Annotated in this window: 13 protein-coding genes; 1 reads left to right on the top strand and 12 read right to left on the bottom strand. The window is 44.3% G+C overall.

The features are described 5' to 3' along the window. Positions 1-159: 159 nt before the first annotated feature. The 8 genes from QMA04_RS05710 to QMA04_RS05675 form a co-directional block, all read right to left on the bottom strand. Entirely contained in the window at positions 160-1,260 is a 1,101-nt protein-coding gene (locus QMA04_RS05710; protein ID WP_483313712.1) for an anti-sigma-I factor RsgI family protein, read from the bottom strand. 209 nt (positions 1,261-1,469) lie between these two features. Continuing rightward, positions 1,470-2,216: an RNA polymerase sigma-I factor gene (gene sigI, locus QMA04_RS05705; RefSeq protein WP_290184478.1), complete on the bottom strand. Its 747-nt coding sequence runs from the start codon at positions 2,214-2,216 to the stop codon at positions 1,470-1,472. A gap of 226 nt (positions 2,217-2,442) precedes the next feature. Next, positions 2,443-3,228 (bottom strand): TerC family protein, encoded by a 786-nt coding sequence (locus QMA04_RS05700; RefSeq protein WP_191713910.1) that lies wholly within the window; start codon positions 3,226-3,228, stop codon positions 2,443-2,445. Positions 3,229-3,447: 219 nt separating this feature from the next. Continuing rightward, entirely contained in the window at positions 3,448-4,527 is a 1,080-nt protein-coding gene (locus QMA04_RS05695; RefSeq protein WP_290184475.1) for an SDR family oxidoreductase, read from the bottom strand. A gap of 78 nt (positions 4,528-4,605) precedes the next feature. After that, positions 4,606-7,665: an efflux RND transporter permease subunit gene (locus QMA04_RS05690; protein ID WP_191713908.1), complete on the bottom strand. Its 3,060-nt coding sequence runs from the start codon at positions 7,663-7,665 to the stop codon at positions 4,606-4,608. Between the two features lie 137 nt (positions 7,666-7,802). Next, positions 7,803-9,371, bottom strand: a complete 1,569-nt coding sequence (locus QMA04_RS05685) for a peptide chain release factor 3 (protein ID WP_191713907.1) — start codon at positions 9,369-9,371, stop codon at positions 7,803-7,805. A 106-nt stretch (positions 9,372-9,477) separates the two neighbouring features. After that, positions 9,478-10,938, bottom strand: coding sequence for a UDP-N-acetylmuramoyl-L-alanyl-D-glutamate--2,6-diaminopimelate ligase (locus tag QMA04_RS05680; RefSeq protein ID WP_191713906.1), 1,461 nt, complete (start codon positions 10,936-10,938; stop codon positions 9,478-9,480). A gap of 19 nt (positions 10,939-10,957) precedes the next feature. Then, positions 10,958-12,016: a M42 family metallopeptidase gene (locus tag QMA04_RS05675; protein WP_191713905.1), complete on the bottom strand. Its 1,059-nt coding sequence runs from the start codon at positions 12,014-12,016 to the stop codon at positions 10,958-10,960. Between the two features lie 191 nt (positions 12,017-12,207). On the opposite strand from QMA04_RS05675, the gene QMA04_RS05670 reads away from it, so the two are divergent. Continuing rightward, positions 12,208-13,782: an ATP-binding protein gene (locus tag QMA04_RS05670; protein WP_290184471.1), complete on the top strand. Its 1,575-nt coding sequence runs from the start codon at positions 12,208-12,210 to the stop codon at positions 13,780-13,782. Between the two features lie 73 nt (positions 13,783-13,855). Here QMA04_RS05670 and QMA04_RS05665 read toward each other — a convergent pair whose 3' ends face one another. The 4 genes from QMA04_RS05665 to QMA04_RS05650 form a co-directional block, all read right to left on the bottom strand. Then, a complete protein-coding gene (locus QMA04_RS05665) occupies positions 13,856-14,512 on the bottom strand; it encodes a PepSY domain-containing protein (protein WP_290184469.1) in 657 nt (218 codons plus the stop codon). Positions 14,513-14,622: 110 nt separating this feature from the next. Continuing rightward, a complete protein-coding gene (locus tag QMA04_RS05660; RefSeq protein WP_290184467.1) occupies positions 14,623-15,324 on the bottom strand; it encodes a PepSY domain-containing protein in 702 nt (233 codons plus the stop codon). Continuing rightward, positions 15,324-16,694, bottom strand: coding sequence for a sensor histidine kinase (locus tag QMA04_RS05655; RefSeq protein ID WP_290184465.1), 1,371 nt, complete (start codon positions 16,692-16,694; stop codon positions 15,324-15,326). Before QMA04_RS05655 ends, QMA04_RS05660 begins: the two co-directional genes overlap by 1 nt. Beyond that, positions 16,678-17,376, bottom strand: a complete 699-nt coding sequence (locus QMA04_RS05650; RefSeq protein ID WP_290184463.1) for a response regulator transcription factor — start codon at positions 17,374-17,376, stop codon at positions 16,678-16,680. The genes QMA04_RS05655 and QMA04_RS05650 overlap by 17 nt, the downstream gene beginning before the upstream one ends. Positions 17,377-17,688 lie beyond the last annotated feature (312 nt).

Below are 17,688 nucleotides of genomic sequence, written 5' to 3'. Positions count from 1 at the left end.
TCTAATGATTGCGAATTGAAAGTCCCGCTTTTAGGTACTAAGTGGTGATTGGGCAAAGTATCGACAAAAAGCACTTAGTCCAGGTTTTTAGTCTCAATACACAGCTAGCGAGTCAGCATTCCGGGTTCCGAAAAAATGAAAAGAGCAGAAGTCAATCTTCTACTCTTTTTCTTGATTTTCTTTGCCTTTTCCTTTTGCCGAGTTTTCTTTGCCATTTGCCTCATGGGTGTTTTTTTGTTTTTTATCGGGATTCTTATTATTCTTTTCGCTTTGTCCAGGCGGAGCATGAGTATCTTTATTGTTTTGTCGTTTATCGCTGTTGCCAGGAGAATGATTCTTCTTTTGTTGGCCTGGAGCTTTGCTATTTCCTTGCCCTTTATTTTCCGGACCGCGTTTTTCAATTTTTTCTTTCGGTTTTTGCTTAGGCTCGTGTTTTTCTTTCGGCTTAGGTTCCGGTTTTTCTTTCGGCATAACTTTTGGTTCTGGTTGTGGTTCTGGTTTTGGCTCAGCTTTAGGCTGTGGATTTACTCTTTCCTGTTTCTTTTCGGGAAGAATGTTCTTAGGTTGAGCGGAAGATTTTTCAGACTCATTATTTTGCTTCGAATTTTTTTGATGTTCCTTTACTTCTCTTTTCTTCTCTACTGCAGGGGGAGTTGCCTTTTTTGCATTTGGCTGTTTCTTATCTTTTGAAGTGCTGCTTTCATCTATTTCCCTGTTATCGGTTTTCTTGTTTTGATCCGATTTCCCTTGTTTATTGCCGTTTGTATCCTCTTTATGAATGGGTTTCTTGTCAGACTCATGTTCCTTCTTTTTGACGTCTGGCTGTTTTTCTTTTTTCAGGGTTTCCGACTCTTCTATCAGTTTTCCAACGGGCACATGCTTTTCTTTCGACTGCCGCCATTGTTTCTTAGTGGCTGCCTTCAAATGAATGGCCATATTTTCGTTGTCTGTGCCGGACGAAACTTCCGCTGCTACTTTCTTGATGGAATCCCCAATCTCTTTGCCTTCCTCTTCTACTGCCGTGATAGTGATGTCTTCGGTTTTTTCTGTTACAGCCAAACCGATCACTCGGTTTAAAATTTCAGGAAGGGAACTGTCTTTCCAGTCGCCAAGTTGATGAATCAGCTTTTCTCCATCGCTGTTCAATTCACGGATAGATACGACTTCATGCTGCTCGTTGACTCCCAGCTCGATGCCTGGATTGATTTGTATTTGAACGTAACCAAAGGCCTCCTCAGCCGGAGACACGAGCACAGACATAAACAATGCCAAAGCAGCTATCGCCGCTGCCACAGGGGCGATAATGGGCTGCCGACGAATCAGCGATTTTTTTTCAAAAGGATAAAATTTGGCTTCTTCTCCGATAGAAGTCTTGCCTACAGGAGTTCCGGTTACAAACTGTCCATCTTTCATCAGAAAAATTGAGCGGTCTTGATTCAGTTCAATACATATTCCCGATTGTCTCTGCATCAAATTAACCTTCCCCTCAAATAATCTTTTAAGAAATATAAATCGCTCATCTGTAAGAGCGCAATTGCCATTATGTATTTCCGATTGCGTTCAATCGTTTTCCGTGACACTTTAACCAGTTTTTCAATTTCCTTAATCGGCAATTTTTTCTTTTCCAATAAATAATGTTTGTATTCATCTGTTTCAGCAACCAACTGCGCGATTTGGATAGCCGTGAGGCGTGCATCCTGATGAGATGGCGACACTTTCACCAAAACTTGGAAAGATAGGCCATATTGCTGGAGTATGTTTTCATATAAAGCAATTTCCTCACGTCTTTTCTGATTTTCCTGTTTGGTATCATAGGCAAGAGATGCCGCATGGTCGGCTATCTTATTATGCGTTTCCGGTTCAGCTGCCGGCATGAAGTCATGACTGAATTCGTCTCGCCGGCTCTCCTTGCGTATAAAATCGATGATGCGCCTGCGGATGACCATATGGGCGAATGTCAGAAATGAAGCGTTATTGGTTTGATCAAACTTTTGTACAGCTTCATTAAATGCGGAAAGTGCGACACTGTACTCATCGTCGTGATCATCGATGAACCGTTTGCACACTTGAGAAGCCGTTTTTTTCATAAAAGGTGAATAAGAAAAAAGTAAATCGTGCAATGCCTGTTCGTTTCCGTTCTGCGCTTGAAACACCATTGCTTCAAGATTAGTTTTTTCGTCGCGCCCAAAAATCCCGCTTAATGTAGACAAAAGCACTTCATTCACCTCTTTTCAAAGTCACTGCTTACTCGATTGTAGCTTTGAAGGAACTAATTTGAAAGAGGCAGTTTCTTCTGTTCCTACCATTATTCGCTTTTTAATCGTTTCTTTTGTCGGTAGTGAATCATTTTTTCGTCTACTGATTTCCAAATCATAGAAAAAGGTGTATTGAATTGGATTCAATACACCTTTTTTTTGTATTCTATTCTGATAAACTTGAAATTTATTTAACTTCTTGTTCTTTAGCTTGTCTGACTCCGAGAATTCCACCTACCACTACAATACCAATCAATACCGTCCAGAAGATCAGTGTCCAAGGTGTGGAGTGCGGGAAATCATGCGGCAGAATACCGACATTTTCGTGAGCGAGTGTCATAACCAGTAACTTTACTCCAACCCATCCAACAATAACGAATGCGGCTGTTTCAAGCTGTGGATATTTTTCAAGCAATTGCACGAATTTATGTGCGGCAAATCGCATGATGATAACGCCGATCAATCCACCAGCAAGCATGACCATAAATTGCCCTGAGTTGATGCCGCCAATGTCATCCATTCCCAAAACATTCAAATGCGGCAAGGTTACAGCTAAAGCGACCGCTGCCAACATCGAATCGATTGCGAAGGCAATATCTGCTAATTCGACTTTTAATACCGTCATCCAGAAACCAGAACCTTTTTTCTCAGGTTTTCCATCAACACCTTCAAGGATTTCATCTGTATCTCCCTTGCGCTGATCGTATATGCTCTTAATCGAAATGAACAATAGATAAGCCGCTCCAAGTGCTTGAATCTGCCAGATATTAACCAATAGCGTAATCATGAACAACGCTGCAAAACGGAAAACAAAAGCTCCTACCAATCCGTAAAATAACGCTTTTTTCTGTTGCGCTTTCGGTAAATGTTTTACCATTACCGCCATTACCACTGCATTATCTGCAGCTAGTAGCCCTTCAAGTCCAACTAGTACCAATAGGACCCAGGCATACTCCAATAAAATTGCTTCCATTCTGCTTTCTCCTCCTATTTTTGCCCACAAAAAAGACCCTTGCCTAAATAAAGGCAAAGGTCTCGCTAAGCAAAATTATCTGCTATCACAACCGATGGCTACTAACCATGTATTGACGACTGTGAAATAGGTTACCCTATAGCTACTCCCCCTTGACTGAAAGTCAAAGTGTATGAAGTTGTAATGTCAGTATAGCATCTTTTCAAACCAAGGGAAAGTTTAATGAATAGGGATCTGAAACTTTTTGTCATTTTTATGCATATTGTAAAACTCCACCATTGCCGGCATTGTTTCCAAAAAATCGGCACATCTGATGCTGCTCCCTTTTAACAGAAGTTCTGCATTTTGGGTGTCGAAGTCAGCGGTCCATGTCAAGTAATCCAAGGTTTCAATTTCGACGCCCAGCCCTTTTCTTACGGGTGCTATGGATAAAGATATTTCTGCAAGCTTATGCGGCAAACGCCCTTTCGGATTTTTCCCTGTCATCAAATGGACCATTCCGCGGTAAACTTCTTCCACCGGATGTGGATTTGGATCTGTCAGGTGGACAGTTTGGCCCGAAGCCGCATCTAGCTTGCTTAAATAAATTGAGGCATCCAATATGTAATCAACCGGTACTACATTAATATAGGATTTAGAACGACCAACGAATGGAATAGCAGGAAGGAACTTAACCCGATCAATCAAATTCAGGAAAAAATAAGGGCCATCAAATTTAATGGTTTCTCCTGTAACTGAATGGCCACGCACAATTCCTGGCCGGATAATGGTAATCGGCATTAAAGCCTTCATTTTTTCGACCAGCAGTTCCGCTTCAAATTTTGTTTCTTCATAGAAGTTTTTGAAAGCTTCCGGACGGAGCAATTCATTTTCATAAATTGTCCCTTCCCGATTTCCTGCCACATAGGCCGTACTAAAGTAGACATATCGCTTCAGATGTGGCAATTCAGCAACGAACTCGTTGACTTGGCGTGTTCCTTCCACATTGACTTTCCATGCCAGGTCTCTCGGCACCGCCAAATCGTAAATAGCAGCAAGATGCCAGAAAGTGACTTCTTTCGCCTTGAGATATGCCTGATCCTCGTCAGCAATTCCCAAATCGGGTTGGGTGATATCTCCTTCAATCAGTTTGATCGGCCGGCACTGTGTTTCTTTTTCAATTCGGCTGGCTTCTTTTTCAGCTTTGTTGCGTTCGGATGGAAGAATAATGGCAGAAATCGCCTCGTTTTGCTGTGCATGCTTTTGTATCAACTGGCTGGCAATAAATCCTGGAAATCCTGTAAAGACCACTTCATTCATAGCTTCATACCCCTTTTTTAATAATCATACTAAATTTTCCAATAATTTTCATTAAAAAGAAAAAGTAAACCCGAAGGCTTACTTTTTATTCATTCTTCTTGTTTGTCTGTCAAACAAGCTATAAACGATTGGCACGATGTAGAGCGACAGCAAAGTTGAACTGATAAGCCCCCCGATAACCGTAATTCCCATCGGCTGATTGATTTCAGTTCCTTCACCAATTCCGATAGCTAAAGGCAATAACCCTAGAATGGTGGTCAAAGCAGTCATTAGAATCGGACGGCGGCGATCATGGACAGAAGTTACGATAGCCTCGTAAGACTGCATGCCTGCCGCTTTGCGTTGATTGATGTAGTCAACCAGGACAATCCCGTTGTTGACCACGATCCCTACCAGAACCAGTATCCCGATAACAGCTGTTATACTGATCGGCGTTTGTGTGACAAAGAGCGCAATTGCCACACCAATTGCCATGAGTGGAACAGTGAACATGATGACCAGCGGGTACTTAAAGGACTCAAATTGCGCAGCCATCACAATGTAGACCAGCACAATGGCAAGCACGACAGCAAGCATCATGTCATTGATGGAGTTGTCCAGCAGCTCCCGGTCTCCACCAAACGAAATCATCGTATTTTCTTCCAGATTCAATTCTTCAATGGCGGCATCCACTTTATCGGACATATCCCCTAAAGTAATGCTCGATTGATGTTGCAATGTAAAAGTTACGCTGTCTGCTTGATCCACCCGTTGAATGCTGACCGGACCTTGAGCAACTTCAATATCAGCCAATTCCTGCAGCTCGACAAATTCGCCTGAAGGTGTCCGTAGGGATAAAGTCCGCAGCTTTTCAAGGCTGTTTCTTTCCTCTTCATCAAAAGCGACATATACACTCAGCACTTCATCATTTTCCGTCAGTACTTGTGTAGCTAAAACGCCACGCGTGATGTTATTGACGGATTGAGCGATTTGAGCCGGCGGCAATCCATATTCAGTCGCGGCATCACGGTCGATGGTCATCTGGATTTCATCGATGGTTTCCTGACGGTCATTTGTCAACTCCGTAATTTCCGGCAAATCCAGTAAAGCAGCTTCAATATCAGCCACTGCATCATCCAAGCGAGGCCGTTCTGTATCCGTCACTGTAAACGACAATGTATTCGGTGAAGAACCTGCAGCTGTCTGCAGATTAAAGTTGACCAGTGCCCGTTCTCCTACAGCCTCGAGAACCCGCGGCTGCACTTCATCCACAAATTCAAAGACAGAACGGTCACGATCCGCCAAGTCCACCAGCTTCACATAAATTTCAGCTGTATTCGATTCTGCTGAACCTTGGGCCTGTCCTTGCTGTGTCGAGCCGATCAAACTGACGTATACTTCGACATCCTCTTCATCTTTCAATTCTTCTTCTATCAGATTGACGACTTCGTCGGTCGCCGTTCTGGAAGAACCATTCTCCAGCTCAACAGAGACACTGACAAAACCTTCATCCGTTGCTGGAATAAATTCGGTGCCAACTTGCATAATTCCGAAAGCACCAACTACCAACAAGACCAGCGCTGTAAGCAGTACGATGATTCTATGGCGAAGAGCCCAAATAACCGAACCTTCGAATGCTTTGACGCTTTTGGATGTGTCTTTTTGTACTTTCGGCTTATCGCCTGGTTTCCCAAGCATTCTTGAAGCCATCATCGGAATGACTGTTAACGCAACAGCTAAAGAAGCAAAAAGACTGAAAGAAATCGTTAAAGCAAATTCAAAGAAAATTTCCCCAATCAAACCTGAAATGAATATGACTGGAATAAATACTGCCACTGTCGTCAGAGTAGAAGCAATGATCGCACCTGAAACTTCTCTGGCGCCTTCAGAAGCAGCCTTTTTGGAGTTCTTGCCCATCGCTAAATGCCGTTCAATATTTTCGATCACAACAATGGCATTATCCACTAACATCCCAATTCCGAGAGCCAACGCACCCAGAGTCAAAATGTTCAAAGCAAAATCCGCAAAAAACATTAAAACAAAAGTTACGATAACTGAGTACGGGATTGCGACACCAATAATAATTGGACTCTTGATGCCACGAAGGAAAAAGAACAGTACCAGCATGGCAAATATTCCGCCCAGAATCAGTGTCTGGCCAATATTTCCAATGGCCAATTTGACATAGTCGCCCTGATCAAACAGTACATCTGCCTGAACGCCTTCAAAACGCTCTTCACTCAGCAATTCGTCCAATCTTTCCTGGAAGGCATCTGATACCTCCGCCGTATTCGCCTGCGATTCCTGCAAAGCAGACAATAGGACAGCCGGCTCTTCATTCGCGCGCGTTTCACTATTGCTCTCACGTTCGCTGACATTCACTTCAGCAACATCCGCAATGGTGACATTGTTGCCGTCAATTGGATCAATAGTTAAAATCAGGTCACGTATTTCCTCAACACTGGTCAACGTACTGATGATGCGTGTAGTCAAATTACGGCCGTCTTCAGTTTCAATCGGTTCTCCTGGCAACGAAATATTGTTTGCCTGAATCAGCTGGACAACATCCGATTGCTGCAGACCTCGTTCTTCAAGCTCTGCCTGATCCAATTCGATTTGAATTTCTTCTATTAAAGAACCTGAAATGTTGACGCTGGCTACGCCGTCCGTCTGGCGAAGCTCTGTTTCCAGCTCTTCCGCAACTACTCGCACATCAGCATCCGGATCGCTCGAACGCAAAGACAATTGAAGGATCGGGAATTGAGAAGGGTCGAACTTCAAAAAACGCGGATCGTTTGAATCGTCTGGAATCGGCGTTTGATCGATTCGCTGCATGATATCTGTTTGGACATCATCGATATTGGTGGACCAATCAAATTCCAACAGGATAAAATTAGATCCTTCCTGGCTATTTGATTGAATTGATTTGATGCCTGGCAAAGTTGATAAATTCGCCTCTAATGGCTTTGTGACTTTTTCACTTACTTCTGTAGGGCTTGCCCCTGGGTAATTAGTCACTACCACGCCAATCGGCGGATTAAGTTCAGGTATTAAAGTAATTGGAATCCGGGTAAAAGATACCACTCCCAGAATAATGATCAAAAACATAATGACTAAGGTGAAAACAGGTCTTTTAATCGAAAAATCGCTTAGTTTCATTTCTTCAAACCCTCTCTTATCCGTGTTTCTTAATCATAAGAAAAAACGCTTACAACCGCAAATTATAAAGACAGTGTTCACTTATCTGCCACTTTTAACAATAAAAATAAAAAAACCTGCCGAAGCAGGTTTCATTTTTACAGAAGGCTGTACAATCGAATTCCCGGATTTTTGTCTTGGAACCAACGTGTTGCGAACTCATTCTCGAATAAGAAAACATAATTATCGAAACGGTCGCGAACCAGCATCGAACGTCCACTGGACATCGATTCTTTAACATCTTCTTCATTTTCGATCCAACGTGCGATTTTCGAACCGACCGGTTCCATCCGTACATCCACGTTGTATTCGTTTTTCATCCGATGTTCAAACACTTCGAACTGAAGCTGTCCGACTGCCCCAAGAATAACTTCCTCCAAGTGAAGGGTTTTGTAATATTGAATGGCTCCTTCTTGTACAAGCTGAAGAATCCCTTTATGGAAATGCTTTTGTTTCATGACGTTTTTGGCGGTTACTTTCATGAACAGTTCCGGTGTAAACTGTGGCAAGCTTTCGAATTGGAACTTCTTGCCGCTCGTAATGGTATCCCCAATCTGGTAATTCCCGACATCGTGAAGACCGATAATGTCTCCTGCAACGGCTTCGTTGACCATTTCCCGATCATCCGCCAGGAATTGAGTGGTTTGTGATAATTTGATGCTTTTTCCTGTCCGTGCCAGCGTAACGTTCATTCCCCGTTCGAATTTACCGGACACGATGCGCACGAAAGCGATACGGTCACGGTGAGCTGGATTCATATTGGCTTGGATTTTAAAGATAAATCCAGAAAACGGCATATCGACCGGATTGATTTCTTCGTTATCTCGCGTTTCACGCGGCTGTGGTGAAGGGGCAAACTGCAGATACGTTTCCAGGAAAGTCTGCACCCCGAAGTTTCCTAAAGCACTGCCGAAGAATACTGGCGTCAATTCACCTTTTTTCACTCGGTCAATCGAAAAGTCATTGCCCGCTTCATCCAGTAATTCGATGTCTTCCATCGCTTGAGTGTAATAAGACGTTTTGGTCATTTCATGTTCTTCCATCAATTTGCCTTCTTCATCCAGCTTCAGGAAACGCTCTCCTTCAGAACGGAACGGCTCGATGCGCTTATTGTAGCGATCATAAATCCCGAGGAATTCTTTCCCCATACCGATCGGCCAGTTCATCGCATAGGATTGGATACCAAGTACTTCTTCCAGCTCTTCCATCAGTTCGAGCGGTTCTTTCCCTTGGCGGTCCATTTTGTTGATGAAGGTGAAAATGGGAATACCGCGCATTTTGCAGACTTTGAACAATTTGACGGTCTGGGCTTCAATCCCTTTGGCCACATCGATGATCATGACGGCACTGTCGACGGCCATCAATGTGCGATACGTATCTTCACTGAAATCCTGGTGTCCAGGAGTATCCAGAATATTGACACGGTGTCCGGCATAATCGAATTGCATCACGGAAGATGTTACAGAAATCCCCCGTTGTTTTTCAATTTCCATCCAGTCGGATGTAGCGAACTTGCCGCTTTTCTTTCCTTTAACGGTTCCTGCATCACGGATCGCACCGCCGAATAACAGCAGTTTTTCCGTTAAAGTCGTTTTTCCGGCATCCGGGTGGGAAATGATGGCGAAGGTTCTTCTATTTTGAATTTCATTCTTTAATTGGTCTGGCATGTTTATACGCTCCTTTAATCTACTCTCTTCATATTAGAGAACGCGACTGAAAAAAACAAGGAATTTTACTGTACATAGAAAAAAGAAGCCTGAAGAGGCTCCTTTTTCATTGAAACTTTTTCATTGCTTCCTGTATCGCAATTTCTTTATCGCTATGTGGATATTTGGTATTGCCGATAATTTGGTAATCTTCATGTCCTTTGCCGGCAAAAATAATGATGTCGCCTGGCTCAGCTTGTTGCACAGCATGGCGGACAGCTTGTTCTCTGTCGCCGATGCAAGCAAAATTGCTGTGCGTCATACCGGTTTCCAAGTCGCCCAAAATGCTGTCATATGCCTCATCGCGAGGATCGTCTGTCGTCAAGACGACATAATCGGCAACCGATGCTTTTTCAGCCATAATAGGACGTTTTGTCTTATCCCGGTTGCCTCCGGTTCCGACCAGGAAGATGATGCGGTTCTTTTTGAAGTCTTGAACAGCATCAATCGCTTTTTCGATGGCATCCGGTGTATGTGCATAATCAATGAAGACTGAAATCGGTGCTTCCAGTTCCACTTTCTGCATACGTCCTTCGACAGGCGCAATTGCCGCCAAAGCTTTAAGGATTTCATCCAACTTATAGCCTTCAGCGTATAATGCAGCAATTGCTGCCAGCGCATTGGAAACGTTGAACTCTCCCAGCAATTTCATCTGGACCGGGAACTTCCCTTCAGAACATTCAAGAGTGAAGCGGGTCCCTTCATGCGTCAATTCAATATCTGTTGCCCGGAATTGCGCTTCGTTCTTAATGCCGAATGTATAGACAGGATGCGGTGTCATTTTGGCGATTTCATAAGACCATGGATCATCTGCATTTAAGATGGCCTGCTTCCGGTTGGCAAGGTCCTGGCCAAGCTGAGAAAACAATAGCGCTTTGGCGTGGCCGTATGCTTCCATCGTGCCGTGGAAATCCAAGTGATCATGTGTCAAGTTGGTGAAAATGGCCGTGTCGAATTCCACGCCAGCCAATCGGCCGAGTATCAATCCATGCGAAGAAACTTCCATCGTCATGTGTGAACAATCTTCATCGCGTGCGCGTGCAATCATCTGCTGGGTCGTCAAGACATCGTTTGTCGTATTGGCTGATGGATGCAGTTGGCCATTTAAATTGAAGCCGATTGTCCCGGTCAATGCTGACTTTTCGCCCAGCTCCATCAACATGGAATGCAGAATGCCTGCCACACTGGTTTTGCCGTTAGTGCCAGTGACGCCGATCATATGCAAAAGCTTAGAGGGATAGTCGTAAAACTTAGCGGCTAATAGCCCCAATATCCGCGAAGTACTGGCCACTGTGATCACTGTCGCATTATCGATCGTCAATGGCTTTTCAGCAATAATCACGGTTGCCCCTTGGTCGGCAGCCCGTTGTGCAAAATCATGGCCGTCCACCGTATATCCTGCTATACAAATGAACAAGGAATCCGGTTGGATATCCCGTGAATCGATGGTTAAATACTTAATTTTTTCAGGCAACTCACCTTTAATCTGCTTATATGGGATTGCCGCAAGTAATTCTTTGCTGTTCATGTAAATCCTCTCCTAACTCTTATGAAACCAATGGTGACAAGACATATGCGTGAAGCAATGCTGCCGCCGCTTTTAATGAATCTGTATGGGTGCGCTCATATGAATGGGAAGCTTCGATCCCAGGACCGAACAAAGCATGCTTCACGTCGTGGCCGGCACTGATGGCCGCCGATGCATCCGATCCATAATAAGGGTAGATGTCGACTTTGTAATCAATGCTCTGCTCTTTCGCCAAGGAAATCAAGTGGCGGGTCAATCCGTAATGATACGGGCCGCTTGAATCTTTCGCACAGATCGATACAGTGTATTCATCTGATTCCTGTCCGTCTCCAATAGCACCCATATCAACTGCAATATACTCCTGTGTTTCTTCAGGAATGCTGGAATTTCCGCCGTAGCCGATTTCTTCATTGTTTGAAATATAAAAATGGGTCGTATAAGGCAGCTTTTCTTGCGTTTCACTGAAATGTTTCACCAATTGAAGCAGCAAAGCCGTGCTTGCCTTGTCATCCAAATGACGGGATTTGATGTAGCCAGAAGCAGTCGCTTCAAACCTTGGCTGGAAAGAAACAAAATCTCCCACTTCAATTCCAAGGTTCCTGACCTGCTCCTGTGAAAAGGCTTTTTCATCCAAGCGCACTTCCATGTTGTCTGCATTCCGCTCAGCTGATCCCGCGTCCTTGTAGACATGGACCGTCGTCTGATGCAGCAGGATCGTTCCGGATACGGTTGAACCGTCCGCTTTATGTACCAGGCAATTTTCGCCTTCAATCGCATTGAATTTAAATCCGCCCACCAATGACAGCTTCAGGCGGCCACTGGGTTTGATTTCCTTCACCATCGCACCGAGTGTATCGACATGCGCCGTCAGCAACCGATGTTGCTGATTATTTTCTCCTTGGATCGTCGCGATTACCGCACCTTTATGGGTGGTCTTGTACTCGACATTCCATTGTTCAAATAACGTTCGGATTTTTGCCATGACGTCCATGGTATAGCCGGATGGACTTGGAATTTCCACTAACTCTTTTAATAAATTGATCGTTTCGTTTTGGTTCCATTGATAAGTCACCTTCATCACTCCTCGATCTTTTAATCATATCAAAATCAAAGTTGTTCGGACAGTCCTGTCTTATAGTATCATGGTATAAGTTGAATCAAAAAAATGAACTTTTGCCTGCCATTTTCCGCTTCCGGTTTGTTTGCCGGAAAACCGGAAAGAATAGTTCAACATACTATAGTTTATAAGCATAAACCTCGAGGTGTCCAATGGAAAGCAATGTCATCAAACACAGAAGAAACCAGTTATTTATCCACTTGTACGGATTTGCGAGTATTTTCCATTTTCTGCTTAACCAATTAGTGGAAATGAACACAGCCACCGTCTCCCTCATATTCGGCATTATTTCATATTCCGTATTGTTAAGCCTGGCTGTTGCCCAAGTAAACGATCGTACGCTTCAATTCATGGTTCTTTTAGCTATGAACTTATATGTATTCATCTTGAACTTCGAATCTTTGTCTTCCATCACCCTTATTTTTTTTGTGGTGCCAATCATTGCCTCCGCCTTATATAACGACACAAAGCCGATCGTTATCTTGGCACTGCTCACATCTGCAGAATTCATGCTGCTTTTGACTGTTTTTGACCGCTTTGCCGTAAGAGCACCGCTGCCCTACAACCAACTATCGATGATCATGTTCTTCATCGCAATTCTGTCGATTACTTTGCTCGACAGCATCTATTTCAGCCATTACCTAAAACAGTTGGAATCAAAAAATGCATCGATGGAAAAGGCGCTGTTGTCAAAAGAAGGCTACCTGCATTTGTTTTTCGAGAATGCCAAAGATGCGATTGCTGTTTTTGATTCAACTAATAAAATCATTGCTGTCAATCCCGCTTTTGAAGAACTATACGGATGGCCTTCGGAAGAATGCATCGGCAAAACCTTGCCGCTTTACCCAGCGGATATGAAAAAAGAAGCGGAAATCCGTACCAGGGAAGTCCAACAGGGCCAAAGCTATTCTTTATTGGAAACGATAGATGTCCGAAAAGACGGCAGCCGCTTTCATGCACAGGTCACGCTGTCGCCTATCTTTGATGATTCCAATGAGGTGATTGCTACTTCGATCATTTCCCGTGACATCAGCTACCAAAAGGAATCTGAAAAGCTGATATTGCAATCTGAAAAACTCAAGCTTGCTGGAGAAATTGCTGCAGGGGTGGCTCATGAAATCAGGAATCCCATGACCGTCGTCTCCGGATTTGTCCAAATGATGCATCAGGATCCCAAGCATCTCTTTCCTGAATATACAGCATTGATTCTATCTGAAATAGACAGGATCAATTTGATCATCAGTGAATTTTTAGTTCTCGCTAAACCTCAAGCTGCCACATTGAAGATTTTCAGCGTTCAGCAAACACTGAATGATATTTTGCTGCTCTTCAGTTCAGAGCTCAATCTGAACGGCATCATTTTGAAGACGGAATGGGACAAGGATTTCCAGATCAATGGGGAAGAACATCATTTAAAACAGGTCTTTATCAATTTATTGAAAAATGCTGTGGAATCGATGGAACAGCCTGGCGAAATCGAGATTTCACTGCAAGCCGAAGCTGATTCCATGTTTTCCATCAGGTTCAAAGATTCGGGGATTGGGATTGCTGAACAGGATCTGGAAGAAGTTTTCGAACCTTTTTACACCACTAAAGCCAGTGGTACTGGCCTCGGATTGATTGTTTCCCAAAAGATTATCCAAGAACACAAAGGTTCCTTGACGATTTCAAGTAAAGAAGGCGTCGGAACAACCGCCACAATTCTTTTGCCTATAAAAACGATTTAAACAAAAACAGGAAGGGATCGATTCCCCTTCCTGTCTTTTCTATTCCAGCCTGTTATTCAGATGCATGCTGTAATCAATCCCAGTCGTCATCGTTGTCATCATCATCAAAATCCGAATCGACTTTCAAGATAGAACCGTCTTTTGCATTGACGTCGACGTCATGTTCTGAGCGTCCATCTTTGATTTCGATTTCGTAATAAGCAAATCCGTCATCCGTTTCGAGTTCAAATCCTTCCACAGTCCCGCTTACGACCGCCAAAGCCGCTTCAATCGCTTTATCCGAACCGATCAAGTCTTTGTTTGAAACTGCCTGATTGCCTGATTTGCTGTCCGCTGTCTTTGTGCTTGCCGGTGAAACTGCTGTGCTGGATTGCTTTACATCATCATTTCTGTCTTTTTCGCGTTTATGTTCCAGCACTTCTCCAGTGTAGGCGTCGAATTCAAAATCATATTCATACCCTTCAAAGTCGACATCCACTTCGTAATGAGCTTTACGGTCATCTTTGTCCAACTCGATATCAGTAATGCGTCCATTTGCCAACTCCAATGCTTTTGCTGAGATTTCTTCAAAGCTGAGCATTTCTTCAGGTGTTGATGATTTCTGCACTTCGTTGGTCACCGTTCCGGTTTTGGCTGCCGGATTGGCTGCCGGCGTTTCCGAGTTAGCTAAAACGATGCCCCCAAAAGCTAAAACCCCTGCTGCGACTGGAATGTAAATTAATTTCTTCATGTAATTTCTCCTCCTCATTTGTTGTTACTCTTACAATAACCTTCTGTTCTGAGCAGAAGATTAAGGGTTTATGAGAATTTGATGAGAAATCCATGATAGTGTTCTCAGAGTCAATCGTCCCACTCAACGGTCATGGTATCCCCCCGGATCGCATGAATCTGGATTGTTGCTTCTTGGTCAGTCTGTTCATTCTCAATTTCAACCAAGTAATATCCGCCGTCTCCAGTTTCTACAAACTCAGCTTCTTGCACTTCGCCGGTCAATGTTTTTTTAGCCAGTTTGATCGCGGCGTCTCTTGTAATGATTCTTTCAGGTTCTGCTTCCGGTTCTTCTGCAGGCGGTGCCGCTTTAATCGGCTCCTGGCTGATTTTCCGTACCTCTCCTGTTTCCGCAGATAAGATGACCGTCGAAACTTGGGTTTCTTCCTTTACCTTGACCTCGTATTCATTGCGCTCTTTGTTATAGTTGATGCCGTCAATCGTACCCGAAGCATTCTTCAACGCCATTTCCTGTGCTTGATGTTCCGTCAATTCCTTGACTGCTTCTGTTTTATGAAGCAATTCCATGGTCTCCACTTGCCCGTTCTGACGGTTGACCAAAGCTAGATAACGTCCATCCGGCCGCACGAATTCGACCCGGTAAGCGTCACCTTCTTCTATAGTCTGTTCCACTTCCCCCCCGTACAGGCTGATTACGGTTTCATTGGCCTGCTTTGCTGAAATATCAGGTCCAGAACGAGGAAACAGAAGAAAAGCCAAAACCCCCACTCCAAACAAGATTGTCGCTGACGCCATCAAAATCCATTTTCGCATCACAATCCCTCCTGCTTCGAGTGTACTTCATCAACATTAAAATTCTCTGAGAAAATGATGGATACTGTCGTACCAAGCTGTTCAATGCTTTCCAGCTCGATTCGGACTTTCAAGGAATCGGCTAGTTGCTTCGCTAACGAGAGCCCTAAACCAAACCCGCCAGTTTCACGGTTTCTGGCTTTATCCACTCGGTAAAAACGTTCAAAGACATAGGGCACAGCTTCTTTTGGAATGCCGATTCCCGTGTCGCGAACCTGGATGATGGTGTCACCGTTCTTTCTGGCCACCACTTCTACTTTTTCCGAGCTGTATTTTCGGGCATTGTCCAACAGGATATACAGCAATTGCTTGAACTTCGCGATATCGGTGACGACTGGCAGAGACTGCTCACTTGTGATCAACTTGAATTCACGTTCGTAGGAAGTGTTCATGGCAGTGACGGTCTGCTCCAATAGGTCAAGTGCATCCACCTGTGTCCACTCCACCTGGGATTCGCTTCGGCGGGCAATGTGCAGCAATTGCTCGATCAACGCTTTCATGCGATCGGTTTCTGCACGGATGGCGGCCACACTTTCTTCCGCAATTTTTTCATCCTGCATGCCCTGCCGCTGCAGCAGCTTGGCGTAACTTCCGATGACTGTCAGCGGTGTCTTCAGTTCATGCGATGCATTCGAAACAAACTCTTCCTGCTTGGAATAGTTTTCTTCCAATAGACTCATCATTTCATTGAAGGTATTGCCCATCTGTGTCAATTCATCCTGAGACTTCCCTTCTATCGGAAGTCTTTCAAACTGGCCATTGCGCTGGATGCGTGTCATGGTATTCGTTAAGTTGGTGATCGGCTGTGTCACGATTTTCCCCAGAACGACACTGGAAATGACAACTGGAATCATCGCGAGCAAAGTTCCCGCAATCAAAACTAAACGAAGCGTATTCAAGTTATTGGTCGTTTCCCGCAGTGACTGCGCGACCGTCACTTCCGCCACTTGGCCATCTGTCCAGATAATCGGCGCTTTTACATACGCAAAGCGCTCGTCATCCACTTTCACTGTTCCGGACTGGCCTTCCAACTCTGCAGGAAGTTTCACAGTCACTGTCGGAGATTGGATAGGTGAAGGCTGCTTGCCTTCTGGAACTGTGACCTTCACAAGTCCGTTGACAGGCACATACGCTCGTAGTACATTGCTCGGATCTGAGGTTTCAGTTTCATTGAACTTCGCCACAAGAGCGTTTGTTTCCGACTGCAGTTGATTGACTTCCGATGAATACGTCAATTGGCTGAACGAAAAATAAATGACAAAAGCCAGCACCAGTAAAATAACCAGCATCAGTAAAGTGGAGGAAATGTGGATTTTATTTTTCAGCTTCATGGCCTTGCTCCTTCAAGACATAGCCGACTCCGCGAACCGTCTGGATGTAAGTCGAGTTTTCACCAGCGTCCACTTTCTTCCGCAAGTAACGGATATAGACATCGATGACATTGGTGTCGCCGTAATAATCATAGCCCCACACTGCATTCAACACTTGTTCGCGGCTGAGCACCTGCTGTGGATTTTTAATCAGATACAGCAAAAGATCAAATTCACGCGGCGTCAATTCGATGGCACGGCCGTTACGTCTGACGTCACGTGTGCTTTCATTCATCTCCAGCTCCTGGAAACGATGGAGTGAAGAATTGCCGTTGCCATTCACCAAGCGCAAGCAAGCACGGATCCGGGCCAACAATTCTTCTATTTCAAAAGGTTTGGTGACATAATCATTTGCCCCTAAATCCAATCCGGCCACTTTATCTTTCACATCGTTTTTAGCCGTCAATAAAATAACCGGAATCGCTGCATCAGAAGAACGGATTCGTTTTAAGACATCCAGTCCATGAATTTCCGGCAACATCAAATCGAGCAGCACCAAATCCCAGTCCTGTTCCCGAAATTGAATCAATCCTTCTGATCCTGTATGGGCAACCCCTGTTTCATATCCTTCAAATTTCAATTCCAATTCCAATACACGTGCAATGCTTTTCTCATCTTCCACAATTAAAATGCGTTCTGCCACTGCAATCACCTCTTGATACTTATAATAGCAGATTTAAGAAAAGTGCAAGCAGCCGTTTAGCCCCGACAAGCGCTGGAAGTCTTCCCGGTAATGGCGTTCTTTGCCATTGTCGGGAAGGCTGAAGCGACTCGAGGGGCTGGCTGTTGGAGTCTGGATATCACGAAAAGCGCAAGCAGCCGTTTAGCTCCGACAAGCGCTGGAAGCCTTCCTGGTAATGGCGTTCTTTGCCATTGTCGGGAAGGCTGAAGCGACTCGAGGGGCTGGCTGTTGGAGTCTGGACACTACGAAAAGCGCAAGCAAGTAGACAAAAAA

Source organism: Planococcus sp. APC 3900, assembly GCF_030407735.1.
Taxonomy (GTDB): domain Bacteria; phylum Bacillota; class Bacilli; order Bacillales_A; family Planococcaceae; genus Planococcus; species Planococcus notacanthi.
Note: the sequence above shows the minus strand (reverse complement) of the source record. Positions and strands in the feature narration are given on the sequence as shown.